The sequence below is a fragment of the Ruegeria sp. AL3 genome, assembly GCF_056536065.1.
The window spans coordinates 3,129,522-3,154,516 of the sequence record NZ_JBQFJG010000001.1 but is presented as its reverse complement, the minus strand read 5'-3'; the positions used below and the strand labels follow the sequence as shown (position 1 = coordinate 3,154,516).

The 24,995-nt window shown below is 58.7% G+C and carries 24 protein-coding genes; 12 read left to right on the top strand and 12 right to left on the bottom strand.

The features are described 5' to 3' along the window. Positions 1–3 precede the first annotated feature (3 nt). The gene (locus tag ACR3E6_RS15950; protein WP_171631275.1) at positions 4–306 is read right to left on the bottom strand and encodes a BufA1 family periplasmic bufferin-type metallophore; all 303 of its coding nucleotides are present in this window, start codon (positions 304–306) and stop codon (positions 4–6) included. A gap of 221 nt (positions 307–527) precedes the next feature. Continuing rightward, the gene (gene thrS, locus ACR3E6_RS15945; RefSeq protein WP_171631277.1) at positions 528–2,486 is read right to left on the bottom strand and encodes a threonine--tRNA ligase; all 1,959 of its coding nucleotides are present in this window, start codon (positions 2,484–2,486) and stop codon (positions 528–530) included. A 210-nt stretch (positions 2,487–2,696) separates the two neighbouring features. On the opposite strand from thrS, the gene ACR3E6_RS15940 reads away from it, so the two are divergent. From ACR3E6_RS15940 to ACR3E6_RS15925, 4 genes are all read left to right on the top strand, one after another. Beyond that, positions 2,697–3,446, top strand: a complete 750-nt coding sequence (locus tag ACR3E6_RS15940; RefSeq protein ID WP_171722994.1) for an alpha/beta fold hydrolase — start codon at positions 2,697–2,699, stop codon at positions 3,444–3,446. Further along, on the top strand, positions 3,446–4,438 hold the full coding sequence (locus ACR3E6_RS15935; RefSeq protein WP_480487993.1) for an alpha/beta hydrolase: 993 nt from the start codon (positions 3,446–3,448) through the stop codon (positions 4,436–4,438). Before ACR3E6_RS15940 ends, ACR3E6_RS15935 begins: the two co-directional genes overlap by 1 nt. A 44-nt stretch (positions 4,439–4,482) precedes the next feature. Next, positions 4,483–5,097, top strand: coding sequence for a hypothetical protein (locus ACR3E6_RS15930; protein ID WP_480488162.1), 615 nt, complete (start codon positions 4,483–4,485; stop codon positions 5,095–5,097). Between the two features lie 85 nt (positions 5,098–5,182). Next, positions 5,183–5,893 (top strand): alpha/beta fold hydrolase, encoded by a 711-nt coding sequence (locus ACR3E6_RS15925; RefSeq protein WP_480487991.1) that lies wholly within the window; start codon positions 5,183–5,185, stop codon positions 5,891–5,893. Here the strand turns inward: ACR3E6_RS15925 and ACR3E6_RS15920 are convergent. Both ACR3E6_RS15920 and phaZ read right to left on the bottom strand, forming a co-directional pair. After that, entirely contained in the window at positions 5,890–6,477 is a 588-nt protein-coding gene (locus tag ACR3E6_RS15920) for a DUF6151 family protein (protein ID WP_480487989.1), read from the bottom strand. The genes ACR3E6_RS15925 and ACR3E6_RS15920 overlap by 4 nt on opposite strands. A gap of 5 nt (positions 6,478–6,482) precedes the next feature. Continuing rightward, positions 6,483–7,754: a polyhydroxyalkanoate depolymerase gene (gene phaZ, locus ACR3E6_RS15915; protein ID WP_171631288.1), complete on the bottom strand. Its 1,272-nt coding sequence runs from the start codon at positions 7,752–7,754 to the stop codon at positions 6,483–6,485. Positions 7,755–7,865: 111 nt separating this feature from the next. On the opposite strand from phaZ, the gene ACR3E6_RS15910 reads away from it, so the two are divergent. The 3 genes from ACR3E6_RS15910 to phaR all read left to right on the top strand — a co-directional run bounded on the left by ACR3E6_RS15910 (position 7,866) and on the right by phaR (position 10,932). Beyond that, entirely contained in the window at positions 7,866–9,668 is a 1,803-nt protein-coding gene (locus ACR3E6_RS15910) for a PHA/PHB synthase family protein (RefSeq protein WP_480487987.1), read from the top strand. A gap of 130 nt (positions 9,669–9,798) precedes the next feature. Beyond that, positions 9,799–10,245, top strand: coding sequence for a phasin family protein (locus ACR3E6_RS15905; RefSeq protein WP_171228035.1), 447 nt, complete (start codon positions 9,799–9,801; stop codon positions 10,243–10,245). Between the two features lie 135 nt (positions 10,246–10,380). Then, positions 10,381–10,932, top strand: a complete 552-nt coding sequence (phaR, locus tag ACR3E6_RS15900) for a polyhydroxyalkanoate synthesis repressor PhaR (RefSeq protein ID WP_480487985.1) — start codon at positions 10,381–10,383, stop codon at positions 10,930–10,932. A 64-nt stretch (positions 10,933–10,996) separates the two neighbouring features. Here phaR and ACR3E6_RS15895 read toward each other — a convergent pair whose 3' ends face one another. The 7 genes from ACR3E6_RS15895 to ACR3E6_RS15865 all read right to left on the bottom strand — a co-directional run bounded on the left by ACR3E6_RS15895 (position 10,997) and on the right by ACR3E6_RS15865 (position 19,842). Beyond that, on the bottom strand, positions 10,997–12,211 hold the full coding sequence (locus ACR3E6_RS15895) for a DegT/DnrJ/EryC1/StrS family aminotransferase (protein WP_480487983.1): 1,215 nt from the start codon (positions 12,209–12,211) through the stop codon (positions 10,997–10,999). Positions 12,212–12,324: 113 nt separating this feature from the next. Further along, complete coding sequence (locus tag ACR3E6_RS15890; RefSeq protein WP_480487981.1) at positions 12,325–13,629, bottom strand: NAD(P)/FAD-dependent oxidoreductase; 1,305 nt, start codon at positions 13,627–13,629, stop codon at positions 12,325–12,327. A gap of 8 nt (positions 13,630–13,637) precedes the next feature. Then, complete coding sequence (locus tag ACR3E6_RS15885) at positions 13,638–14,996, bottom strand: glutamine synthetase family protein (RefSeq protein ID WP_171631301.1); 1,359 nt, start codon at positions 14,994–14,996, stop codon at positions 13,638–13,640. After that, entirely contained in the window at positions 14,996–15,676 is a 681-nt protein-coding gene (locus ACR3E6_RS15880; RefSeq protein ID WP_171723001.1) for a type 1 glutamine amidotransferase, read from the bottom strand. Before ACR3E6_RS15880 ends, ACR3E6_RS15885 begins: the two co-directional genes overlap by 1 nt. Before the next feature lie 58 nt (positions 15,677–15,734). Continuing rightward, positions 15,735–17,054, bottom strand: coding sequence for a glutamine synthetase family protein (locus tag ACR3E6_RS15875; protein WP_171631306.1), 1,320 nt, complete (start codon positions 17,052–17,054; stop codon positions 15,735–15,737). A gap of 133 nt (positions 17,055–17,187) precedes the next feature. Then, complete coding sequence (locus ACR3E6_RS15870; RefSeq protein ID WP_480487978.1) at positions 17,188–19,374, bottom strand: xanthine dehydrogenase family protein molybdopterin-binding subunit; 2,187 nt, start codon at positions 19,372–19,374, stop codon at positions 17,188–17,190. Between the two features lie 3 nt (positions 19,375–19,377). Next, a complete protein-coding gene (locus ACR3E6_RS15865) occupies positions 19,378–19,842 on the bottom strand; it encodes a (2Fe-2S)-binding protein (RefSeq protein WP_171631310.1) in 465 nt (154 codons plus the stop codon). 141 nt (positions 19,843–19,983) lie between these two features. On the opposite strand from ACR3E6_RS15865, the gene ACR3E6_RS15860 reads away from it, so the two are divergent. The 5 genes from ACR3E6_RS15860 (at position 19,984) to ACR3E6_RS15840 (ending at position 24,104) form a co-directional block, all read left to right on the top strand. Then, entirely contained in the window at positions 19,984–20,586 is a 603-nt protein-coding gene (locus ACR3E6_RS15860; RefSeq protein ID WP_171723003.1) for a TetR/AcrR family transcriptional regulator, read from the top strand. A gap of 138 nt (positions 20,587–20,724) precedes the next feature. After that, positions 20,725–21,720, top strand: coding sequence for a tRNA dihydrouridine(20/20a) synthase DusA (gene dusA / locus ACR3E6_RS15855; RefSeq protein WP_371807723.1), 996 nt, complete (start codon positions 20,725–20,727; stop codon positions 21,718–21,720). Between the two features lie 15 nt (positions 21,721–21,735). After that, a complete protein-coding gene (locus ACR3E6_RS15850) occupies positions 21,736–22,560 on the top strand; it encodes a sulfite exporter TauE/SafE family protein (protein WP_171723005.1) in 825 nt (274 codons plus the stop codon). After that, positions 22,557–23,339: a hypothetical protein gene (locus ACR3E6_RS15845; RefSeq protein ID WP_480487975.1), complete on the top strand. Its 783-nt coding sequence runs from the start codon at positions 22,557–22,559 to the stop codon at positions 23,337–23,339. The genes ACR3E6_RS15850 and ACR3E6_RS15845 overlap by 4 nt, the downstream gene beginning before the upstream one ends. Before the next feature lie 36 nt (positions 23,340–23,375). Continuing rightward, positions 23,376–24,104, top strand: coding sequence for a SpoIIAA family protein (locus ACR3E6_RS15840; RefSeq protein ID WP_480487973.1), 729 nt, complete (start codon positions 23,376–23,378; stop codon positions 24,102–24,104). Between the two features lie 653 nt (positions 24,105–24,757). On the opposite strand, the gene ACR3E6_RS15835 is transcribed toward ACR3E6_RS15840, so the two are convergent. Beyond that, the gene (locus tag ACR3E6_RS15835; RefSeq protein WP_152458393.1) at positions 24,758–24,991 is read right to left on the bottom strand and encodes a DUF1289 domain-containing protein; all 234 of its coding nucleotides are present in this window, start codon (positions 24,989–24,991) and stop codon (positions 24,758–24,760) included. Positions 24,992–24,995: the final 4 nt, after the last annotated feature.

The window sequence follows — 24,995 nt, the reverse complement described above, 5'->3', positions numbered from 1 at the left end:
TTCTTATGCGGGCAGATCGCGATCCAGGGCTTCCAGCGAGCCTTTGCGCGGGCTGCCGTCTGCCTGCGCGGGCAGTTCGATATCCGCGCAGGTGCCTGCGTCAACCAGGGTCCATGCATTGCCCTGATAATCAACGGTCGAGGTGCCCGCGCAGGTGGTGCCGGGGCCCGCGGCGCAGTCGTTCTGACCGGCCAGCGATACGCCATAGCATTTTTCCTTTGCCTGAGCGGATGCAGTGGTTGCGGCGCCCGATACGGCGGCTGCGACTGCGGTTGCGATAACCAGGGACTTGGCTGTGTTCGACATCTCGGTAATCCTCTTGATGACTGGGTATGTCTGCTTGTGACAATGACAAAGGTAGTAGCTTGGTAGACAGAGTTGAATTCACGAGCCCGTGTCTCACAAGCACGTCAAAGGGCGGCGTGCCCTCTTGCAGCGTAAAGCATTGTTTTTGATGAAGAAAGAGTGAATTGTTTCAATCTGGCCCCAATTCGGGGGCCAGATTCCCAGCAATATGCTGCCGATTGTTACAGCAAATCCGGTGGGGTGGCTGCCTGCGACAGCTCGTTTGTTACAACGTCAAGCGGTTGAACCTGCGTCTGTTTTTCACCCAGACGTCGGACGCTGACGGTGCGCTCTTCAACCTCGCGGTGGCCGACGGCCAGAATGACCGGCACCTTGCCGACCGAATGCTCGCGGACCTTGTAGTTGATCTTCTCGTTGCGGATATCCGCCTCGGCGCGGACACCCGCAGCTTTGAGCGTTTCAACCACTTCCAGAACATACTCATCCGCTTCGGAGGTGATCGAGGCCACGACGACCTGACGCGGGGCCAGCCAGAACGGCAGTTTGCCCGCGTGTTCTTCGATCAGGATACCGATGAACCGTTCGAAGGATCCCAGCGTCGCGCGGTGCAGCATGACGGGGCGGTGTTTGCCGCCGTCGGCGCCAATATAGGTGGCGTCCAGGCGTTCAGGCAGAACGAAGTCCACCTGGAAGGTGCCGCACTGCCAGTCGCGACCGATGGCATCTGTCAGGACGAACTCCAGCTTTGGACCGTAGAAGGCGCCTTCACCCGGGTTCAGTTCGGGTTCGATCCCGGCTGCTCGGGTTGCAGAGAGCAGGGCGGATTCTGCCTTGTCCCAGACCTCATCTGAACCAGCCCGCGTTTCAGGACGGTCCGAGAATTTCACCGCAAACTTTTCGAATCCCAGATCCTTGTAGATCACGCTGAGGAAACGGATGAACTCGGCGGTTTCGGCCTCGATCTGTTCCTCGGTCGAAAAGATGTGGGCGTCGTCTTGCGTAAAACCGCGCACGCGCATGATGCCGTGCAATGCGCCCGAGGGTTCGTACCGGTTGCACGACCCGAATTCGGCCATACGCAACGGCAGATCGCGATAGGATTTCAGGCCCTGTTTGAAGATTTCAACATGGCAGGGGCAGTTCATCGGCTTGAGCGCGTTAACGGCTTTCTCGCGGGCATGTTCTTCGTCCACTTCGACGATGAACATATTCTCCTGATACTTGTCCCAGTGGCCGGACCGTTCCCACAGCTTGCGGTCAACGACCTGCGGCGTGTTCACCTCGACATAACCGCCCTTGCGCTGCTGTCGGCGCATGTAGTCCTGCAGCAGGGTGTAGATGGTCCAGCCGTTGGGATGCCAGAAGATCTGACCGGGCGCTTCCTCCTGCATGTGGAACAGGTCCATCTCGCGGCCCAGCTTGCGGTGGTCGCGTTTGGCGGCTTCTTCCAGCATATGCAGGTAGGCTTTCAACTTTTCCTTGCCGGTAAAGGCCACGCCGTAGATGCGCTGCAACATCGCGCGATCGCTGTCGCCGCGCCAATAGGCACCCGCGATGGACATCAGCTTGAACGCATCCCCCGGAACCTGCCCGGTATGTTGCAGGTGCGGACCTCGGCAAAGATCCTGCCAATGGCCGTGCCAGTACATGCGCAGCGGCTCGTCGCCGGGAATAGCCTCGATCAGCTCGACCTTGTAGGGCTCGTTATTGGCCTTGTAGAACTCGATCGCGCGCTCGCGGTCCCAGACCTCGGTGGTGACGGGATCACGCTTGTTTATGATCTCTTTCATCTTTTTCTCGATGAGGCCGAGATCTTCGGGCGTGAACGGCTCTTCGCGGTCGAAGTCATAATACCAGCCGTTTTCGATGACGGGGCCGATGGTGACCTTGGTGGCGGGCCAGATCTCCTGAACCGCGCGCGCCATGATATGGGCCAGATCGTGGCGGATCAGCTCATTGGCCTGGGCCTCATCCTTCATAGTGTGGATGGCGATCTGTGCGTCGGATTCGATGGGCCATTGCAGGTCCCAGTGCTGGCCGTCAACGGTGGCCGAGATGGCCTTTTTGGCCAGCGAGGTTGAGATGTCGGCAGCCACCTGCGCGGGCGTGACGCCTGCGGCGAAGGTGCGTGCATTGCCATCGGGAAAGGTAAGAGAGACGGATTGAGAATCCAGGGCCATATCGGCTCTCCTCGTCGGTTTGGCGCCCACTGAACGCCCGGTTGCGGGTTATGTGTGTTCGGCCCATGTGGCAGGTGGATGGGCCTGTGTCAAGAGTGGGGCGAGGGGCCAGCCTCTCGCGCTCCCCGGAGTAATTGGAAAAAGATGAAGTGGGCGGAATTGCACTCGGGGGTGGGGCGTGCATGATGCTGGAAAAGGAAAGAGGGTTTCATGGCAGCGACGGATTTTCTGGAGACGCCGCAGGGGCGGCGACTGGCTTATCACAAGACCGAAGGGGCAGGACCGACCATCGTTTTTCTGGGCGGGCTCAAATCGGACATGGAAGGCACCAAGGCCGTGCATCTGGAAGCCTGGGCACAGGCGCGTGGGCAATCGTTCTTGCGGTTCGATTATTCCGGCCACGGGGAAAGCTCGGGCGCGTTCACCGAGGGCTGTATCGGTGACTGGCATCAGGACACATTGGCTGCGGTAAAGGCATTGACGGACGGACCTTTGATCGTGGTTGGCTCATCAATGGGAGGATGGCAGGCATTGCTGCTGGCCAAGGTCATGCCCGAGCGAATTGCGGGCATGGTCACAATCGCCGCCGCGCCGGATTTCACCGAGGACGGGTACTGGGCTTCGTTCAGCGACGAACAAAAAGCTGCGCTGGACTCTGTCGGCCATGTCGAGCTGCCGTCCGACTATATGGAACCCTATATCATCACCAAGCGCATGATCGAAGACGGACGCCAGAATTTGGTTCTGCGGGACGCTCTGGATCTGCCGTTCCCGGTTCGTTTCCTGCAAGGTACCACAGACACGGCGGTTTCGACCGAAACAGCCGTGCGGCTGCTGGAACATGCTGCGGGTCCTGACATGCGGCTGTTGTTGGTCAAGGGGGCTGATCATCGCTTCTCGGACGAGATGTGCCTGGGTTTGATCGAGACCGCGGTTCTTGATGTGTTGGGAGAAGCCTGATGCGGCGCTTTGGTTGGTTTCTGGGGCGCGCTCTTCTGGCGCTGGTTGTTCTTGGCGGCCTGGTCTACTGGTTCGGCCCGCGCGAGGAAGTGAACCTGCACCCGACCTTTGATCCTCGGAAATTTGGTGAAGGTGTTCAGGTTTTTTTTGAAAGCACCGAGTCTGCCTATGATGACATCGTTCCGGGTGTCGAAAAGCGCGTGATCTGGCAGGAGGGGTTCAAGGAACAGCGCACGCCGTATTCTGTTCTGTACATCCACGGTTTTTCAGCAAGTTCCGAGGAAATCCGCCCTGTTCCTGATCTGGTGGCTGACGCTTTGGGCGCCAATCTGGTCTACACGCGGTTGCAGGGTCACGGTCGGGATGGGCCGGCGATGGCCGAGGGTACGGCCTCGGGCTGGATGCAGGACACCGCCGAAGGGCTGGCAGCGGCGCGTGCGGTCGGGGAAAAGGTGATCGTCATTTCCACCTCGACCGGAGGAACGCTGGCGGCGGCCGCTGCGTTGGATGCCGACCTCAGCCAGGATGTGGTCGGCATGGTTTTTGTCTCGCCGAACTTTGGTGTGAATACCGTCGCGGCGTGGGTGCCTTCGTTGCCTTGGGCCAGAAGTTGGTTGCCCGTTCTCATGGGGCAAGAACGCGATGTGTCAGGGCCGGACCCCGAGAAGAACAGGTACTGGACGTCGGTCTACCCGTGGGAAGCCGTCGTGCCGATGTCCGTGCTGGTGGATACGGTCTATGCGCTGGATTTCTCTGACGCCCTAATACCCGCCTTGTTCTGGTTTTCGGATGATGATCAGGTTGTGCGGCCGGACCGGACGCACAAGGTTGCCGAGGCCTGGGGCGCTCCGGCAACGGTCAGGCTGGTGACGATGGGGCCGGGTGACGATCCGTCTTCACATGTTATCGCGGGGCGGTTGATGTCGCCGGGTCAAACCGATGCCACCGTTGCTGGTATTCTGGAGTGGCTCAAGGGCTTGGGGGTGGAATAAACCCTGATCGGAAAAAAGGATGCAAGATGCGTAAGCCGGGCAGTATGTGGAGCCTTGAGACCTTGGGTCGTGTCCGCTTGTCCCGGCACTTCTTCATGCGCGATTTTCTGTATTCGGAAATCGGCAACTTCCACCAAAAGCAGAATATTCCGGACAACCCGGATCTGGCGATCGAAACAGGCCGCGCCTTTTGCGAAACTCTTCTTGACCCTTTGGAGGAGACATTTGGCCGGGTCGCGGTCAGGTCGGGTTATCGTTCATCGTCCTTGAACCGGTTTGGCAATGAAAACAAGCTGAACTGCGCCCGAAACGATCACCCGCTGGAATGCCACATCTGGGATCGCGGGGAAGGGGATGCGCGGATCGCCGGGGCATCCATCGTCATCCCGTGGTTCGCGGATCAATATGCGCAGGGCAGGGACTGGCGGGATCTGGCGTGGTGGATGCACGATTATCTGGAGTATTCCGAAATCTGGTTCTTTCCCAAGCTCTGTGCGTTCAACCTTGTGTGGCGGCCCAGGCCGCAACGCCGGATCGACAGCTATATTGCTCCGCGTGGGTGTCTGTTGAGGCCCCGCGCTGAGCCCGGTGAAGACCTTGCGGCCCGGCAATCCCGTTACGCCGATTTCCCGGCGTTTCGGGCCATCGCCTACCCGTGAAGTTTTCCTTGCCCGGCTTTGGCAAAACTCTCATCCTGACAACAACTGGAAGGACTCGGAAAACCGAGCAGATGGAGACCCCCGCGTGATCGAGCCGCTGGTGTTGTTGCCTGGGTTGATGTGTGATGCCCGGCTGTTTCGACCTCAGATCGAGGTGTTGTCACGGTCACGGCCTGTCACTGTTGCACCTGTTTCCGGAGGCGAGCGCATTGAAGAGATCGCCTCGGGGCTGTTGGATCAGCTTCCCCATCGGTTTGCCCTGGTCGGCCTGAGCATGGGCGGTGTGGTGGCGTTGGAGTTGATCCGGCGGGCACCGGAACGGGTGTCGCGCCTGTGCCTGATGTCGACGGACGCTCAGGCCGATACACCTCAGATCGCGGCCAGTCGCGAGGACCTGATCATTGGTGCCCTGGGTGGGCGGCTGGAAGAGGTCATGCGCCAACTGGTCGGCACCGATACATTGGCACCGGGGCCCAGGCGAATCCCAATTCTGAATGATCTTTTGACAATGGCGAATGACATGGGCGGCGAGGCATTCGTGCGTCAAATGCGTGCCTTGCAGCGCCGGCCCGACCAACAGGGAACGTTGCGCCGCATCAAGGTTCCCACTTTGATCATGTGCGGCGCCCATGACACGCTAACCCCGGTCAGACGGCATTCTTTCATGTCAGACCTGATACCGGAGGCAGCGTTGGAGGTCGTCGAAAATGCCGGACATCTTCTGCCGCTTGAAGCGCCCGATGCCGTGAACAAAGCCTTGGAAACCTGGCTGAACATCCCGCAAAGGTGTGTCTAGGGGTAAAGCGCCGCCCGTTCGTCTTTCGAAATGACTTTCGGTACGACCGCGGGCTTGCCGGTCTTAGGGTCGAAAAACGGCGTATTCTTCCAGCGTCCTGACAGGCGCGATTGCAGGGCGCGGCGCAAAAGGCCAAACGCCGCAAACCTTACCTTTTCGTGTTTTTGTTTTCCATCGGGTCGAGGGACAAACCCCCGGGTCGTCACCGGCCCCAATGCGGAAACATCACCGGTAATCCTGCCGACGATAAACCCTGCAAAGGGCAAACGTGCAGTCTGTGGCGTTGTCGCCAGCGGGGCGTTGCAGCAGCTGGCATACCATCGCAGCATACCATTTGGGCTGAGTTTCATGGCCGAAAGGAATTGGCTCCCGGCGGTGATTTCGATTTCATCCGGTGCCATCTGGAAAATGTCCACCGGGCCGGGCGCCGGGTCGGGCTGCCCGAAATACAGTTGCGCCGCACGGCAGTCATGACAAAAACACTCGACATGGGTTCCAAGCCGAACGCCCCGGTCCGAGATTTGACCCTTCAACTGGCCGCAACAGCAGGAAAAGGCGAGGCCACCATGTAATGGCCCGCCCATGTTCATCAGGCTACCTTGTTGGTGTTCGCAGCGCGGCGACGTTTCTTGCGGCTGTTTTCGTTCATGAAATCAATCACAAGCGGGCGAATGTTATCGCGCCAGCTGCGGCCCGCGAAAATGCCATAGTGGCCCGCGCCGGGTTCTACGTGGCTGGCCTTTTTGCTGTCTGGCAAACCGGTGCACAGGTCCAGTGCAGCAATACATTGTCCGGGCGCCGAGATATCGTCATTCGCACCTTCGACCGATTTCACGGCAACATCGGTGATTTTGCCGATATCCACCTTGTGGCCGGCGACAACAAATTCGTTTCGTGCGATCTCGCGGTTCTTGAACACGCGTTCGACAGTTGACAGATAGAACTCGGCCGTCATGTCCATCACCGCAAGATATTCGTCATAGAAACGGTTATGGGCATCCAGGTCCGAGGCTTCGTTGCGGATAACACGCTGAATCTGATCGGAAAACGCCTTGGAGTGGCGATCGGCGTTCATCGACATGAACGACGCCAGTTGCAGCAGGCCGGGATAGACCATACGCCCGACACCTTTGTACTTGAATCCGACCCGTTGAATCATGGTTTCTTCCAGCTGACCCATCGTAACACGTCGTCCAAAGTCGGTGACGTCGGTCGGAGTCGCGTCCGGGTCCACCGGCCCGCCAATCAGTGTCAGAGTGCTGGGTTGAGCCTTGGGTTCGACTTCGGCCAGATAGGCGGTCGCTGCCAATGTCAGCGGGGCCGGCTGACAAACCGCCACGACATGCGTGTCGGGCCCCAGTTCCTTCATGAAATCTACAAGGTAGAGCGTGTAGTCTTCGACATCGAACTTGCCGGCAGACACAGGAATATCGCGCGCATTATGCCAATCGGTGATGTAAACTTCGCAATTGACCAGCAGGCTTTTGACAGTCGAACGCAGCAGCGTGGCGTAATGGCCGGACATGGGCGCAACCAGCAGGACCTTGCGCGGTTGTTCTTCCCGGCCGTTGACACGGAAATGAACCAGATCGCCGAAGGGGCGTTCCAGAACGGTCGTAATCTCGACCAGATGGTCTTTGCCGTCCTCGCAGGTGAAGGTTCGAATGCCCCAGTCAGGTTTGACGACCATTCGCTGGAAGGTCCGTTCGGTGACTTCACCCCATGCGGCCATCCAGCTGAACGCCGGGTTAGGTGTCATGGAAAACAGGGGGTAGGACGCCATCGCGCTTGCGGTTGCACCAAGCCATTGGTTGGTGTTACGCATGGACTCCATAAGGTCGTAGGTCATCATGTAGCGCATAAATGGGGCCTCCTGAGTGTCAGCCTGAGAGTTCGGACCATTCGCCGCTTTGCCCCCCAGCACCCACGACGTTATTCTGCATGGCAGCGAGGTTAGGGTGGAATTGTTAAAATGACAACAAGTGAAGACCAAATGCCGGACGTGTCCGAAGAACATATTGAACGCATTAAAGAAAATATGGAAAGGGTCGAGCAGCTCGCGAAGCGCCTGGTCGAGATCATGGCGTCAAAAAAGTCGCACACGCCCGCGCTGGACGGCCCGAATCAAGAGCTTTTTGCACGAGCAGCAACAGCCTATTGGGCCGAGGCATGGCAAAATCCCGCCAAGTTGTTGGAGCAACAGATAGAATTCTGGGGCAAGTCGGTTCTCAACTTTGCCGAAGCGCAGAAAGCGCTGACGACCGGAGAGGTGGAAACCGAGGAAACCAAGCCCGGTGACAAGCGTTTTTCCAATCCCCTTTGGGAGACAAACCCTTATTTCCGACTGATCCGGCAGCAATACCTGACGAACGCGGAAGCGATTGCGCAGGCTGTCTCGTCGGTTGATGATCTGGATGCCAAAGACAAACGACGCCTACAGTATTTCTCGCAGCAGATCATCGACATGATGGCGCCCACGAATTTTCTGGCGACTAACCCGGATGCCCTGCAAAAGGCGGTCGAGACCGAAGGTCAGTCACTGATAAAAGGGTTGGAGAACCTTGTTTCAGACCTTGAGGCCAATGATGGCGAGTTGGTCGTCAAACTGGCGGATGAAAGCGCGTTCGAGGTTGGTGGAAACCTGGCGACAACGCCGGGAGAAGTCATATATCGCAACCGGATGATGGAGCTGATCCAATACAAGCCGGCGACTGAAACGGTTTATGAGACGCCCATCGTTCTGTTCCCGCCCTGGATCAACAAGTTCTATATTCTGGATCTGAAAGCCCAGAACAGCATGATCAAATGGATCACCGAACAGGGCTATACCCTGTTTGTCGTAAGCTGGGTGAACCCGGATGAAAGCTATGCCGAAACCGGCATGGAAGACTATATTCAGGACGGTTTCCTGACCGCAATCGAAACGGCCAAGAAGATCTGCAAGGTCAAACAGGTCAACGCTGTGGGTTATTGCATCGCGGGCACGACGCTGAGTCTGACCCTGTCCTTGCTGAAACAGCGTGGCGACAAATCGGTGAAATCCGCAACGCTGTTCACGGCACTGACGGATTTTTCTGATCAGGGTGAGTTTACGCCATTCCTGCAAAACGACTTCATCGACGGGATCGAAGAGGAAGTAAATAAGGAAGGCGTTCTGCGGTCGTGGATCATGGCGCGCACCATGTCGTTTCTGCGATCACGCGACCTGATCTATGGTCCGGCCATTCGCAGCTATATGATGGGGGAAGTGCCTCCGGCCTTTGATCTGCTCTACTGGAACGGCGATGGTGCAAACCTGCCAGCAAAAATGGCCGTGGAATATCTGCGAGGCCTCTGCCAGCGCAACGAGTTCGCGACCGACGGTTTCGAGTTGATGGGGCACAAGTTGAAACTCGAAGACGTGGATGTGCCGCTGATGGCCATAACCTGCGAAACCGATCACATCGCGGCATGGAAAGACTGTTACCGCGGCGTGCAGAAAATGGGCTCGCGGTCCAAAACCTTCGTGGTTTCAGAATCGGGTCATATTGCGGGTATCGTGAACCCGCCCAGCAAGAAGAAATATGGCCACTACACCAACCCGGATATGAAGTCGGATGCCAGCACCTGGCTGAAAGAAGCTGATTTTCACGAAGGATCCTGGTGGCCCATGTGGGACGCGTGGTTGAAGAAGCGGTCTGGCAAGCAGGTTCCGGCCCGTGAGCCGGGTGATTCGAAGCACCCGAGCCTTGCATCCGCACCCGGGACTTACGTTGTGGCGAAACCAAACGACTGATTTCATTTTGAAACTTAAAAATTCTGCGTCGCAGCAAGAAAAAACTTGCAATGCTGCGGTGCAGCAATCATATTGTCCTCAAGCTGATGAAACCCGGGGTGGGCCCGGACCGGCTAAAAGGATTAGGACAATGGCAAAGACCCAAGACTTTACCGCGATCATGAAAGACATGATGGGTGCATTTCCGGTGGACACCACCGCGATGGAAGGCGCATTCAAATCGACCGCTTCGCTGAACGAGAAGCTGTCGGGCGTTGCTCTGGACGCTGCTGAGAAATCGGCCGAGATCTCGAACAAATGGACCAAGGACACCCTGGCCAAGCTGAGCGAGATGTCGAAAGCCAAGGCAGAGCCTGCTGACTACGCAAAAGCCGCAACCGACTTCGCAAGCGCGTCGGCTGAAGTTGCAGCCGAAAACCTGGCCGCTTTCGCTGAAATCGCGAAAAAAGTTCAGACCGAAACCGTCGAGCTGCTGATGGCTGCCGGCAAAGACGCCGCGGAAGAAGCAACCGCTGCCGTCAAAAAGGCGACCAACGAGGTCACCACCGCAGCCAAGAAAGCTGCAACTGCAAAGTAAGAAACGTCCGCGAAGCGCACCCAACCCTCCCATTAGGTGCAATCGCGTTGGGCAGGTCCATTGACCTGCCCTTTCTTTTTGTGCTGCACTCGCATAACCTGTGCTGCAACGCATCATCCTTGGGGAGGGAACCCGGTGTCGGACCAAGAAAAACCGCTGCTTATCAAGCGCTATGCCAGCCGTCGACTATACAATACCGAGACCAGCGATTACGTGACGCTCGAAGATATCGCGGGCTTCATCCGCGACGGGCGAGAAGTGCAGATCATTGATCTGAAAACCGGCGATGACCTGACTCGCCAGTATCTTCTGCAAATCATTGCCGAACATGAAAGCCGGGGTGAAAATGTGCTGCCGGTGAATGTACTGAATGATCTGGTGCGCAGTTACATGCTGCCGGGCGGGGGGGTGATGCCCCAGTTTCTGCAAAGCTCGTTCGAGATGCTGCGCGAAAGCCAAAACAAGATGATGGAAAACATGAGCGCGATGAATCCGATGTCTCAGATGCCGGGTTTTGACGCGTTGCAGGCGCAGCAACAGGCTTTCCTGAAGGCGATGACCAGCGGGCTGTCCAGCGGATGGTCCAGCCCGGAAAAGGAAGAGGACAAGTCCGAACCGAAAGAGGATCTGGACGACATCAAGAAACAGCTGGCCGAGTTGCAGCAAAAACTGTCCAACCTGAACTGATCCGTTCCGAACAAAGAATCAGGCCCGCATCGTGCGGGCCTTTCTTGTTCAAAGTGCCGCTGTCTTAAGTGCCATAAACCGGCATCGGGCCTGTCACTTCGCCAACCGATGCCAGCAGGATGTCTGCAATCACGTCCAGCTCTTCGCGGGTCAGGCGGACTGGCAGGCGCACGTCGCAGGCCTTCATCAGCATGTCGCGCGTCTTGGGCAGGTCGAAAGTTTCCGGAAGGAATTGCCAGTTCCAGAAAGCGCGGGCGTTGTCTTCGCTCAGACCAAAAACCTGAACCTTGACGCCGCGTGCTTCGGACGCTGCGGCAAAGGCGCGGATCTCATGTTCCTGCATTCCGACAAGATTGAACTGGATCGAATCCGGCGCACGCTGCTCGGGGGGCAGCGGGGCGGGGACCTCGATATGAGACGAGGTGTTCAGGCGACCGGCCACGTAATCGTGGTTTGCCAGGCCATCGCGGACACGGCGTGGCAGTTCCGGAAGTTGAGGGCGGATCACGGCGGCGCTGAGGTTGCTTAGGCGAAGGTTGTACAGCGGCAGCTTGTTCTGCCAGCGGGCAAAGGCCTCTTCCAATTCGGGTGAGTTGTCGCCCTGCGGACCTTTGTGCTTCTTCCAATTGTGTTCATACGCGCCCGACATGATGACGGCACGCGCGACAAGATCTGCATCATTCGTGATCAGGATGCCACCTTCGCCGGCATTGATCATCTTGTAGGATTGGAACGAGAAACATCCGACCTTTCCGATCGTACCGATATTGCGGCCATGCCATGTGGTGCCCAGCGAATGCGCGGCATCCTCGATCACCGGAATGTTTCGTGCGTCGCACAAGGCCATGATCGCATCCATGTCGGATGTATGCCCGCGCATGTGGCTGATGATGACTGCCTGAACGTTGTCCAGCTTGGCCTCGAAATCGGCCATGTCGATGCGATAGTTTTCACCCACTTCGCACAGAACCGGAATGCAGTCGGCGTGGACGACCGATGACGGCACGGCCGCGAAGGTGAAGCCGGGGATCAGAACACGCGCATCGCGGGGCAGGCCCAGTGCTTTGAGCGACAGAAACAGCGCGGCCGAGCAGGACGATACCGCCAAGGCGTATTTCGTGCCCAACAGTTCCGCGAACTCGGCTTCCAGCAGGGCCACCGGGGCATCCTGCGGTGCGGTATAGCGGAACAGGTCACCTGATTGCATCAGGGCCTCGATCGCGTCCTTGGCGGCGGCAGGGATGGGTTCGGCGTCGTGAACGTTGGGGGGCAGCGTCATATTTGGAATTCCCGAATTCTATCTTTGGGAAAGATAAAGATAATCAGGAGGCAATCCAAGCCCCCAATCGCCGGGCAGGCGAAAATTCACCAATCTGTCGCAATTTACGTGGATCAGACCCCAAGCCGGTCGCGCAGTGCGAACCATGTCATGGCCAGCACCAGAAGCGGGCTGCGCAGGGCAGGGCCGCCTGGAAAAGACAGCGCGGGCACCCGTGCCATCGTGTCAAACCCTTCGGCCTGACCCTGAATCGCCATCGCCATGAGTTGTCCGGCATGGGTCGCAGTGCCGACACCGTGACCGGAATATCCCGAAGCCGAAAGAATATTAGGTGCGACACGGGCCAGATACGGCATCCGCCGCATGGTGATGGCCAGCGTTCCGCCCCAGGCATAGTCGATCTTCACATCCCGCAAATGCGGGAAAATCTCGGTCATGGGTTTGCGGACCTTGGCGGCGACATCTGATGGAAAGCGATAGCCATAGCTTTCGCCGCCTCCGAACAAGAGGCGACCATCGGCGCTGAGGCGAAAATAGTTCACCACGAATTTCGTGTCCGCCACCGCAACATCCCGGGTCAAAACCTGGGCGGTGTCCTCTCCAAGGGGTTCGGTGGCCGCAATGAAATTGTTGATGGGCATGACCCTGGCGGCGACGGAACGATTGAGGTCGCCCAGATACCCGTTGCAGGCCAGAATGACGTGCTTGGCCCGAACATTGCCGTGTGCAGTTAGGATGACAGCCGTCTGGCCCTCGTCAATCCCGGTCACTTCGGTGCTTTCATGGACGCGAACGCCCGCTTTGGCCGCGGCTTGCGCCAATCCCAACGCAAAGTTCAGAGGGTGCAGATGCGCCGCACCCATATCCAGATACCCCCCTTGATAGGCTGGTGACGGGCACAGCGAATGACCCGCGTTTTCGTCCAACAGCTCGATCTGGTCGTATCCGTACCGCTCGGAAAGATGGCCGGCGTGGTCATGCAGTTCTTTTTGCTCGGATTTGCTCAGGCCCAGAACGGCGACACCGGGTTTCAGGTCACAGGCGATCTGGTGTTTTGCAATCAGGGATTTGACCAGATCCTTGGCGTCTTCAGCCAGTTCCCAAAGCCTGGCGGCGTCGGCATCGCCTACAAGACGCTCGAGGTCTTCCTGGTCCACCCGCTGCGCGCTGCCCAACTGCCCGCCGTTTCGGCCCGACGCGCCAAAGCCGACGCGGTGCGCTTCAAGCAGCACGACGTCGAACCCGGCTTCGGCCAGATGAAGGGCCGCGGACAGCCCCGTATAGCCGCCACCGACAACGCATACATCCGCCCTGGTGTCTTCTGACAACGCGGGAAAGCGATCCATCGGATGTGCCGTCGCGGCATACCAGCTGTCAGGGTACTCGCCCTTGCGGTCATTGGAATAGAGCAGGTTCACGGAAGGTCTCAGACGTTGATCAGCAGATGTTCACGTTCCCACGGAGAGATGACCTGTAGGAACTCCTCATACTCGGCCCGTTTGACGATGCCGTAAACGCGGGCGAATTCGGGGCCCAGAACCTCGTGCAGGGCGGTGGCTTCGTCGAACAGATCCAGCGCTTCGCCCATGACCTGCGGGATATCGCCCTCGCCTTCATAAGCGTCGCCATAGAACTGACGACGTGGGCGTTCCTGCTCGACCAGGCCAAGATAGCCGCAGGCCAGCGACAACGCGATGCCCAGATACGGGTTGCAATCCATCCCGGCGATGCGGTTCTCGACGCGCCGCGATTCCGGGCCGGACAGGGGCACGCGAATGCCGGTGGTGCGGTTGTCACGGGCCCATTCCAGGTTGATCGGTGCCGCGTGATCCTTCACATAGCGCCGGTAGGAATTCACATAAGGCGCCATGACCGCCAGACCGGAGGGCAGGTGGTTCTGCAAACCGGCGATAAAGTGGTAAAACGCGTCCGTCTCACCCCCTTGAGGACCAGAGAAGATGTTCTGGCCGGTTTCCATGTCGATGATCGAGTGATGGATATGCATGGCCGAGCCCGGCTCTTCCTCGATCGGTTTTGCCATGAAGGTGGCAAAACAATTGTGGCGCAGCGCGGCCTCGCGGATCAGGCGTTTGAAATAGAAGACTTCATCGGCCAGTTTCACCGGATTGCCGTGACGCAGGTTGATTTCCAACTGCCCGGCGCCGCCTTCCTGGGTGATGCCGTCGATCTCGAACCCCTGATGCTCGGCGAAATCATAGATGTCGTCGATCACCGGGCCAAACTCGTCCACGGCCGTCATGGAATAGGCCTGTCGCGCCGCGGCCGGACGGCCGGAACGCCCCATCATGGGTTTGATGCCCTGCGCCGGGTCCACGTTGGGGGCAACCAGAAAGAACTCCATCTCTGGTGCAACAACCGGCTTCCACCCCTTGTCATGATAAAGCTGGACAACACGCTTGAGCACGTTGCGCGGGCTGTAAGGGATCGGATTGTCATCCCGGTCGTAGGCGTCGTGGATCACCTGCAATGTCCAATCCCCCGTCCACGGCGCAGCGGAAGTGGTCGAGAAATCGGGCTTCAGGATCATATCCTTTTCGATGAACCCGTCATCGCCGGCAGCTTCGCCCCAGCCCCCTGTGATGGTCTGGTAGAAGATGCTGTCGGGCAGGTGGAAATAGGATTGCTTTGCGAATTTTGATGCAGGCACCGCCTTGCCGCGCGCAATACCCGGCAGGTCCGAAATGATGCATTCAACTTCGTCCAGTCGTTGCCCATGGAAATATGCCTTTGCGGCTTCCGGCAGTTTATCAGTCCAATCAGCCATCAGGCTCTCTCTTTCTTTAGAAACTCGGCCATGTGGCGCGCAATTTTGGCGTTGTCGTCCGGGGCCGTCTCGCGATTTGCGGCTTCGCGCATCAGGTCTTCGGGTACCACGCCCTTGCCCCGTGTCCGCATCAGGCCTGCCACGAATCCGTTGTTGAATTCCGGGTGGGCCTGAACTGTCCAGATTGTATCCCCATAAGCCAGCATCGCGTTTTTGCAGAAGGCATTCCGGCCCAGAACCCGCGCTTCTTTCGGCAATTCGACAACCTGATCCTGGTGCCAGGCATTCAGCCATAGTCTGTTGCCGTCATATTCGTATTCCGTACGACCTACGGCCCATCCTTTCGAGAATTTCTCGACCTTGCCACCCAGTGCCTGAGCAATGATCTGATGGCCAAAGCAAACGCCGATCAGGGGTTTTCCACTTTCCCAGATCTCGCGCACCAACGCTTCCAGCGGGGCGATCCAGGGAAGGTCCTCGTAAACCCCGTGGCGCGATCCGGTAATGATCCATCCATCCGCATCATCCGCACCATCGGGGAAGGTGCCGTCCACGACGGCGAAGGTCACGAACTCGAACCCGTTGTCACGCAGCAACGCGGGGAAAAGTTCGTTATAATCCCCGAATTCTTCCTGTAGCACTTCGGGGGTGTGGCCGGTTTGTAGGATACCGATTTTCATGTGTCACCAAATTTGATCAAATTAATCCTAGCCGAGACTGGTTGACGCGGCAAGGGGGTCAAACCGTCTCGAGATAGCTCAACCAGTGATCCTCGGGCGGGATGTTCGCAAATCGGGTGATCTCTTGTCGTTTGGTCATGGTCAGATAGCGGATCAGGTCAGCGGGGAACAGCCGGGCCACCAAAGGATCCGTGGAGAACCTGTCAATCGCGCTCGACCAATCCGGCATCAGTTGAGGCAGGTCCGCGATGTCATAGGCGTTCCCCGTAATCGGGGCAGGGGGGATCAAGCCGTCCTCGATGCCGACAAGTGCCGCGCCCAGAACCGCGGTCAACATCAGATACGGGTTTATGTCCCCGCCGGCGACACGGTGTTCGATGCGCCGTGCGGCCGGGGCCCCGCCCGGGATGCGAATGGCAGCGGTTCGGTTTTCATAGGCCCAGCAGGCGCCCGTGGGCGCATGTGCACCCGGTATAAGCCGTGTGTAGGAGTTGCCGTGGGGTGCAAATATCAGCGAGCTGCCCGGCATGGCTGCGACACAGCCAGCTACGGCAGACCGCAATATCTCGGTGCCTTCCGGCCCGTTGTTGTCGAACACATTGTGCCCGTTCTGGTCCACCACCGAGAAATGCACATGCATTCCGTTGCCTGCGTCATCGGCATAAGGTTTGGACATGAAGGTGGCCGCAAATCCGTGCCTGCGCGCCAACCCACGCGTCAATGCCTTGAAAAACCACGTATCATCGGCACAGCGCATGGCGTCCTGATGGTTCAGGTTGATCTCGAACTGGCCGATGCCGCTTTCGGAAATCGCCGTCTGCGCGGGGATGCCCATTGCGGCGCAGCCATCGTACAGGTCGGTAAAGAACGCCTCGAACGCGTCCATTTCGGCAACCGACAGAACGGCCTCATCCGCAAGGCGCCGCCCTGTGATCGGATTCACCGGTGGTTGCGGCTGCGCGCCAGAAGCGTCAACGAGTGTGAACTCCAACTCTGTCGCGGCAACAACGGACCAGCCGCGTTGCGCATAGCGGTCGAGTATGGCGGACAGGGCATGCCGCGGGTCGCCCGGGAAGGGCACGCCGTCATCATCATACAGACACATCGGAACCAGCGCTGTTTCCGTATCCAGCCAGGGCACGGGGACCGGGCCGCGTTCGGTCGGGCGCAGCACCCCATCTGCGTCGCCGGTTTCAAAGACCAGCGGGCTTCCTTCGATATCAGCGCCCCACAAGTCTACGTTCAGTGCCGAAAACGGCATTCGCACGGCGCCTTTTCCCAGTTTGTCGGCATAGCCAGGGGGCACGCGTTTGCCACGCATTTGACCGTTCAGGTCACATGCCGCGACGCGAAAATTGTGCAGGGCTCTCAGATCCATTGGGGGCTCCGTCGGTGAAACTCCCCAGTGATTTACTTCAATGGATGTGCTTTGTCACCAAATTTGATCAAATTTTGGCTTGGGTTTTCAAGGAACGCCCCGCGCCGGTACAGACCGGCGCGGAGAGCTGTTTTCAGGCAAAGCTTACGCCATGTTCTTCCATGGGCAATTGCGCCACATGCAAACCTGACAGGGCTTTGATCGCATTGGCCAAAGCCGGTGCTGACGGTGGCGTGCCGGGTTCTCCGACGCCGGTCGGTGCTTCGGCCGATGGCACGATATGCACGTCCATTGCGGCAATATCCCCGATGCGCAGCGGTTCGTAATCCGGGAAGTTGTATTGATCCACCGCCCCACTTGTCAGGGTGATCTGGTCACGCATCACATGGCCAATGCCATAGCCGATGCCGCCTTCCATCTGGGCCCGCACGATATCGGGGTTCACGGCGATACCGCAATCCACGGCACACGTGACCTTTTCAATCCTGATGCCATTTTCCGGATCGCCCGAGATTTCGACCACTTCAGCCGCGTAAGACCCAAAGGACTTGTGAACGGCAATCCCCTGCGACCGGCCCTCTGGCGCATTGCCCCAGTTTGCCTTTTCGGCCGCCAGCTTCAAAACAGCTGCTTTGCGCTGCTGGTCCAGGTTGCTGCTGTCGGAAAGATGGGCCAGACGGAATTCCACCGGATCACGACCGGCGGCCTCGGCCACCAGATCCATCATGGTTTCCATCGTATAGGCGGTGTGGGTGTGCCCGACCGAGCGCCACCACAGAACCGTCGTCGCCTTTGGCGTGTCGGTCAGACCCACCGCCATGCCGGGGATGCTGTAGGGGCTGTCCGAAACGCCTTCGACCGAGCTGTGGTCGATGCCGTCATGAACCAGAACAGCCTCGAACGGGGTGCCCTTGATCACGGATTGGCCGGCAATCTGGTGCTGCCACCCGACGATGTTGCCTTCGGCGTCCAGACCCACACGAACCTTGTGGCCAAAGGCCGGTCGGTAATACCCGCTGCGAATGTCGTCTTCGCGCGTCCAGACCAGTTTCACCGGGCGAGAGCGGTCAGTGACGACAAAGGCCAGGGCGGCCTCGACCTGATAATCCGCATCCGGGGTGGCGCGGCGCCCGAAAGACCCGCCTGCCAGCATGGTTTTGATGTGGATCTTCTCGGCGGGCAGGCCAAAGATCTGCTGGTAGGCCATATGAGGACCCGTCGGCATCTGTGCCCCGTCATGCAGAACGATGTCTCCGTCTGCGGTCTGCTCGATGGTGCAGTTCAGCGGTTCCATAGGGGCATGGGCCAGCAGTGGGAAGTAGAACGTTTTTTCGACGGCCTTGTCCGCTCCGTCGATGGCGGCTGCCACAGCGGCAAAATCCGCCTTGTTGACGTTATACGTGGGCTCAGCCTCCAGCGCGTCCATGATCTCGGCCTTGATCTGGTCCGAGTTGCGGGTTTCCGCGCCGGACATGTCCCATTCGACCTCAAGCACATCGCGTGCCTGAATCGCGGCCCAGGTGTTCTCGGCGTACACCGCGACGCCCGCCTGATTGGGCAGAACAGCGGCGCTGATATAGCCTTTGACCTCTTTCGATGCGCTGTCATCAAAGCCCAGCGCGATGCCGCCCTTCGCTTCGGGGCGTTTGATCATGGCGATCATCTGGTTGGGCAGGTGAACGTCCATGGCAAACATCGCCTGGCCGTTGCTTTTGATTGCCGTATCCTTGCGGCGCACCGTTTCATTTCCGATCAGACGGAATTCGGACGGGTCCTTCAGGCGTGGCTCTGCCGGAGCGTCCAGTTGCGACGCAGCAGACACAAATTCAGCGATCGGAGCCGACTTGTCGCCTGCCTTCACGATGCCGTCTTCGATGGTGATGCCAGATGAATCCACGCCCCAGCTTTGCGCGGCGGCGTTGATCAGCATTTCGCGCGCGGCAGCACCGGCCTGACGGTATTGCAGCCACGAATTCGCCATCGCGGTCGAACCGCCGGTGCCCTGGAACGGGCCGAACAGCAGGTTGTTGTAGACATTCGGATCCGAGGGGGCGAACTCGTACTCGATCTGATCCATGGTCAGGCCGATTTCTTCGGCAATCAGCGTCGGCAGTCCGGTCGCCGGGCCCTGACCTTTTTCAAAATGTTTGACGATGGCGGTCACGGTGCCATCGGCATCGATCTTCACAAATGGATTGAACTGCGCGGTCTCGGACGAGGCCGCGGCCAGCACACCATCAGGGCGGGCGCCAACCAGCAGGACGGCACCGGCAGCGGCGGCGCCTTTCAGAAACCAACGGCGAGAGGTGTTGATGGTCATGGATCAGGCCTCCAGAATTTCAGACGCGCGTTGGATGCCGGCGCGGATGCGTTGATAGGTGGCGCAGCGGCAGGCATTGCCGGACATGTACTCGTCAATCTCCTGGACCGACGGCTTCGGGTTCTCGGACAACAGCCCGACAGCCGACATCACCTGACCCGACTGGCAATAGCCGCACTGGACGACATCCAGTTCTACCCAGGCCTGTTGTACGGCAGCGCCGATCTTGTCGTCACCGACAGCTTCGATAGTCGTGACTTCGGCGTCTTCGACGTCTTCAATGAATGTCTGACAGGAACGGACGGGCTCACCATTCACGTGCACGGTGCAGGCCCCGCAGGATGCCACGCCGCAGCCGAATTTTGTGCCGGTCAGTTTCAGTTCGTCTCGGATCACCCAGAGAAGAGGCGTTCCGGGTTCGGCATCAACCTCGAGGGTCGTGCCGTTCAGGTTCAATTTAAGAGCCATGATGAGGGGGTCTCCTGTTGGTGCTGGTTTCCGTAACTGGTAAACTCGCAGGTTTACTTGTGGCATATGGTTTTGCCTCTGTAAACTCCTGCGTTTACCTAGTGTTTGACCAGGGCACGTCAATAGGTCTATAGCTCTGACATGAACGAATGCAGCGCACAGAATGCGTCCAAGCGCGCACAGATCATCGAAGCTGCCGTGGCCGAGTTCCAGGAAAAGGGCTTTGCCGCGGCCAGTATGGATCGCATTTCAGCAAGGGCCGAAGTGTCCAAGCGTACGCTGTACAAGTACTTTGAAAGTAAAGAAAACCTGTTCCGCTCCATCGTGGTCGAATTGTCCAGCCGCTTTGCTGAAGTGCTGGAAATTCGGTATGAAAAAGGTCGCGATATTCGTACGCAACTGACTGAACTGGCCTGGGCCGAAGGGCGCATTCTGATGCGGCCCGATGTTATCGCGATGGCCCGGATGGTGATCAGCGAAACCTTGCGCAACCCGACGCTTGCGGCGGAAGCGCAGGGCAAGCTGGACAAGACAGCGACATTCATTGCCATGCTCAAAGATGCGGCAGAGGATGGGCAGCTTCGGATCGATGATCCGGAACGGGCCGGGCGCGAATTCATCGGCCTGATCAAGGCGCGCGCCTTCTGGCCACTGCTGTTTACGGGTGGGGCGCTCAGCGAAGCCGAGATGACGGAAACGATCGAAAGCAGTGTCCAGATGGTGATGAGCCGATATGGTGTCTAATCGATAGCAACTCACTGATGATGGTCGCAGTCGGGACGTCGTCAGAGGAATGTGTTAGGGCTTTTCGACTTGATTCGGGTGGGCAAAGCCACTGACAGTCCATCGGATTTCGAAGCATAGCAGGACGGAGGCGTTGCTGTGACATGCAAGGCAACACAGGCTGCGCGTTTAAGCGTGGCACCCATGATGGATTGGACAGACCGCCACTGCCGCTATTTTCATCGGCTCCTCAGCGCGGAAACGTTGCTGTATACCGAGATGGTGACGGCGCCGGCGCTCGTGCGGGGCGGGGCGTTGCATCTGTTGGACTACTCTCCCGAGGAACACCCGGTTGCTTTGCAACTCGGCGGCTCCGACCCGGAAGAACTGGCGCAGGCCGCGAGACTGGGGGCTGAGGCCGGGTATGATGAGATCAATCTGAACTGCGGCTGTCCGTCGGATCGGGTGCAATCCGGCACTTTTGGCGCGGTCTTGATGAAAGACCCGGCCCGCGTTGCCGACTGCGTGACTGCCATGCGCGAAGCGGTGAATGTGGATGTCACCGTTAAATGCCGCATCGGAGTCGATGATCAGGAGCCCGAAGATGTATTGCCCGCGTTTCTTGAGCACATCAGCGCGGCAGGTTGCCAAAGGGTGACAATCCATGCCCGCAAGGCATGGCTGCAAGGGCTGAGCCCAAAGGAAAACCGGGATATCCCACCTTTGAACTATGACCTTGTGCATCGGATGAAGGATGAGTTTTCGGATCTTCACATATCGATCAATGGCGGCATCAACACGCTGGACGAGGCAGCCGCACATCTGGAAGCCGGTCTGGATGGGGTGATGATCGGCCGGGCCGCGTATCATCAGCCGGGCGATGTCCTGTCGGATGCTGACCGACGCATCTTTGGTACCGGAACGACGCGTGATCCGTTCGCGATCGTTCAACATATGGTACCTTATGTGGAACGGCACCTTGCCAATGGCGGGCGTCTGCACCAGATCACGCGTCATATGTTGGGCCTTTTCGCAGGTCGTCCCGGAGCCCGCGCATGGCGGCGCGCCTTGTCGGAAGGGGCTGTGCAGGATGGGGCCGGACCCGAGGTGATGCTGCGGGCGCTGGATCATGTGGCGCCCATGGCAGAAGTTTAAGCGGCAGGGGGAACTATGCCCGAGACGATGTTGCTGGCCCAGATGCTGGGCCTTTTGCTTGCGATCGGAGCGCTGGCCGGCGTGCTTGCCGGATTGCTGGGGGTCGGCGGTGGAATCGTCTTGGTGCCTGCCTTTTTCTATGCGTTTCAAACTCTTGGCTATGGCGGCCCGCAGTTGATGCAGCTGTGTCTGGCCACGTCGCTGGCCACGATCATCGTGACATCGGTCCGATCCGTTCTGGCGCACAATAAAAAGGGTGCGGTGGATTGGGGTATTCTGCGCGGTTGGGGGCCGGGGATCGTCGTCGGTGCGATCATCGGAGTTCTGGTTGCCTCGGCCCTGCGGACCGAAGCCTTGCAGGCGCTGTTCGGCATATTGGGAATGGTGATCGGGGCCTATCTGGGGCTGGGTCGTTCGGAATGGCGGCTGGGTGATGTCATGCCCGGTGGAATAAAGCGGGCCATCCTGTCTCCTGCGGTCGGGTTTCTTTCGGTTCTGATGGGAATCGGCGGCGGCAGTTTTGGTGTGCCGCTGATGAGCCTCTACAACACGCCGATCCATCGTGCCGTCGCAACCGCCGCAGGGTTTGGTGTGATTATCGCCGTGCCCTCGGTCATCGGGTTTTTGTTTCTGGATATCGCACCGGAACACCGGCCTCCGCTGACCATTGGGGCGGTCAATCTGGTGGCCTTCGGTATCGTCGTGGCAATGACGATGATCACCGCGCCCTGGGGGGTGAAGCTGGCCCATGCGATGGATCCGAAACCCTTGAAGCGCGTATTCGCAGTGTTCCTTACGCTGGTGGCGCTCAATATGCTGCGCAAGGCGGTGGGTTTGTGAAGGATTTTGGCGCCAGGGGGTGGGTGAAATTCCCGTATGATCCAGTGCTTGCGGCCTGGGTTGGACATGCGCTGCCTGCCGCACGGGCCGCGGTATCGGACCCGGCCCATGCTGACTGGCTGGATTGTGACGGGACGTGGTTCATCGGTGTTGACGCGTTGCCCAATGACGCGCAGGGCAGGGTTGGCCAATCGGGGCCTTTGGCCGGAACCGCCATGTCATTCATTGCAGGGCGTTACGGGCAGTTGCCACTTCACAAAGGCCAAGTCTCGGTCACGCATCCTGGGTATCCACGCCCGCGTCGGGGGGAAAACGAAGCCGCCGCACGGTATCGCAGAAATCGGGACGCGGCCCATGTGGACGGTTTGCGCCCGATGGGGCCGGATCGTCGCCGCCGGGTGGATGAACCGCATGCGTGGGTTTTGGGCATACCGCTGACCGAGGCCAGCCCGGATGCGTCGCCCATGGTGTTGTGGGAAGGCAGCCATCATATCCTGGGTGCGGCTTTCAGGCGCGCCCTTGCGGGGACGCCACAAGAGCGCCTGCATGAAGTCGATGTTACGGATATCTACCAATCCGTCCGTCGCGAGGTTTTCGAAACCTGCCCGCGAATCGAATTGCCTGCAAAACCGGGCGAGGCTTACGTGCTGCACCGCCACTGCCTGCACGGGGTTGCCCCCTGGGCGGAAACGGCAAGCGCAGGGCCGGATGGACGGATGATCGCCTATTTCCGCCCGGAATGCGTCGGGGGTGTGGCGGAATGGATCGAATCCACTTAACCTCCTGTCATTGTTTGGCTTTGGAGGTTTTGACCGATGATTACGGTCCATACGAATTCTGATGGTGCGTTGATAGAAGTGGAGTTGTCGGGGCAAGTCACCAGCGCCGACTATGCCGATGTCCTGGTTCCTGCAATCGAAGCAGCGCTGACCGAACATGATTCCGTTCGGCTTTTGGCCATCGTGCAGCCCGAGTTCAAGGGGTATGATTTGGGCGCGGCCTGGTCCGACACCAAGCTGGGGCTCAGCCACTGGCGGGGGTTTGACCGGATCGCGGTTGTTGCCGATCAGGGCTGGGTGCAAACCAGCATCCGATTGGCCGCCCCGATCCTGCCATGCCCCGTTCAGGTCTTTGAACTGGCCGAGCTTGAGGCCGCCCGGCGCTGGATGCGCGAGTCGCTGGGATCCATTCACGTGACCGATCTTGAGGGCCCATGTGTGCAGATCAGCCTTTTGGGAAAACTGGACCCCGAGGAGTACAAGCAAGCCGAACGCGACCTGGACGCTTTGTTGAATGATCGATCCGGATTTCGGTTGCTGATCGACCTGCGGGAATTCGACGGCTGGCAGGGGTTGTCCGCTCTTGCAGCACATTTCCGTCTGGCCAGCCGCCACATTGGACAACTGGATCGCGCGGCCATCGTCGGGGACAAAAGCTGGCAGCACATGGCACAACGTGTCGCCAGTCATGTATTGGGCACACGGACTCAGTTCTTTCCGTCCGAGGAAATCGAAAACGCCAAAATCTGGCTGGCTGCCGGGTAAGGATCTGCTCTGCGTGCCAACCTGCATCTTGTGATCTTGCTGCCAACAGGCGGCTTGCGTGCTTTGTTCTCTGGTCAGAACAAAGCACCCTTGAGCGCGAATTGACCAAATCTGATTGGCTTATTTCGCGGAACGACACGCATCACATGTCTTGAAACCGGTCTTGATACCGTGCCGGTCAAGAATTGTGACGCAAGGGAACTGGTGGGTTTTTCCGTGGAATTTCTGACCTTAAGGTCAACACGGACCAAAAACCGTGTGTTTTCCCCCTAAATTTGACCGGAAATACCCTTACCTACGCCGTGTCGCTGCGGGCCTCCACTCACGTTGAACAGATGCGTTCATGAGCTGGCCCCTTTTAGGAGCTCGAACTCGGCCCGCGGCGGCACAGTTATTGGAAGCGGGAAGTTTGCGATGACACTTAGGTTATTGATGGAAAGATTTGCGGCACGCAAGACGCCAGTATTCAAGGCGGACAAGACCGGCACGAAGCGTGTCCGACGTGCAGCGAAAAAATACGGGACTGCAAAAACAAGCAGATCCGAAATCGCAGCTCTGTTCGAGTCAGAGCTGCGCGGGCAAGACACAAACAGGTCGGCCCGCGACGAATCCAATGACCACAGGGATACGTCCCCAAAGCAGGCTGGCTGACTTCAGGAACCGTTTATGCGCGCTGCACGCCCGCCTCGGCGTTTGCTGAGGCGCGGCTTTCTGGTTGGTAGATCTTCCATGATTTCGGCGCGTTCGCTGCTGTCCATCTTGGACCAACGGGTGATTTCGTCAATCGTGCGATAGCAGCCGGTACAGATGCGTTCAGTCGGGTGAACGACACAGATCTGGACACAAGGGCTTTCGACCTCATTCCTTTTCCAAACCATATTCGTCATCACT

Coding starts and splice junctions, on each gene's coding strand:
- ACR3E6_RS15950 (WP_171631275.1), bottom strand. CDS start 306: ATGTCGAACACAGCCAAGTCCCTGGTTATCGCAACCGCAGTCGCAGCC.
- thrS (WP_171631277.1), bottom strand. CDS start 2,486: ATGGCCCTGGATTCTCAATCCGTCTCTCTTACCTTTCCCGATGGCAAT.
- ACR3E6_RS15940 (WP_171722994.1), top strand. CDS start 2,697: ATGGCAGCGACGGATTTTCTGGAGACGCCGCAGGGGCGGCGACTGGCT.
- ACR3E6_RS15935 (WP_480487993.1), top strand. CDS start 3,446: ATGCGGCGCTTTGGTTGGTTTCTGGGGCGCGCTCTTCTGGCGCTGGTT.
- ACR3E6_RS15930 (WP_480488162.1), top strand. CDS start 4,483: ATGTGGAGCCTTGAGACCTTGGGTCGTGTCCGCTTGTCCCGGCACTTC.
- ACR3E6_RS15920 (WP_480487989.1), bottom strand. CDS start 6,477: ATGGGCGGGCCATTACATGGTGGCCTCGCCTTTTCCTGCTGTTGCGGC.
- phaZ (WP_171631288.1), bottom strand. CDS start 7,754: ATGCGCTACATGATGACCTACGACCTTATGGAGTCCATGCGTAACACC.
- ACR3E6_RS15910 (WP_480487987.1), top strand. CDS start 7,866: ATGACAACAAGTGAAGACCAAATGCCGGACGTGTCCGAAGAACATATT.
- ACR3E6_RS15905 (WP_171228035.1), top strand. CDS start 9,799: ATGGCAAAGACCCAAGACTTTACCGCGATCATGAAAGACATGATGGGT.
- ACR3E6_RS15895 (WP_480487983.1), bottom strand. CDS start 12,211: ATGACGCTGCCCCCCAACGTTCACGACGCCGAACCCATCCCTGCCGCC.
- ACR3E6_RS15885 (WP_171631301.1), bottom strand. CDS start 14,996: ATGGCTGATTGGACTGATAAACTGCCGGAAGCCGCAAAGGCATATTTC.
- ACR3E6_RS15880 (WP_171723001.1), bottom strand. CDS start 15,676: ATGAAAATCGGTATCCTACAAACCGGCCACACCCCCGAAGTGCTACAG.
- ACR3E6_RS15875 (WP_171631306.1), bottom strand. CDS start 17,054: ATGGATCTGAGAGCCCTGCACAATTTTCGCGTCGCGGCATGTGACCTG.
- ACR3E6_RS15870 (WP_480487978.1), bottom strand. CDS start 19,374: ATGACCATCAACACCTCTCGCCGTTGGTTTCTGAAAGGCGCCGCCGCT.
- ACR3E6_RS15865 (WP_171631310.1), bottom strand. CDS start 19,842: ATGGCTCTTAAATTGAACCTGAACGGCACGACCCTCGAGGTTGATGCC.
- ACR3E6_RS15860 (WP_171723003.1), top strand. CDS start 19,984: ATGAACGAATGCAGCGCACAGAATGCGTCCAAGCGCGCACAGATCATC.
- ACR3E6_RS15850 (WP_171723005.1), top strand. CDS start 21,736: ATGCCCGAGACGATGTTGCTGGCCCAGATGCTGGGCCTTTTGCTTGCG.
- ACR3E6_RS15840 (WP_480487973.1), top strand. CDS start 23,376: ATGATTACGGTCCATACGAATTCTGATGGTGCGTTGATAGAAGTGGAG.
- ACR3E6_RS15835 (WP_152458393.1), bottom strand. CDS start 24,991: ATGACGAATATGGTTTGGAAAAGGAATGAGGTCGAAAGCCCTTGTGTC.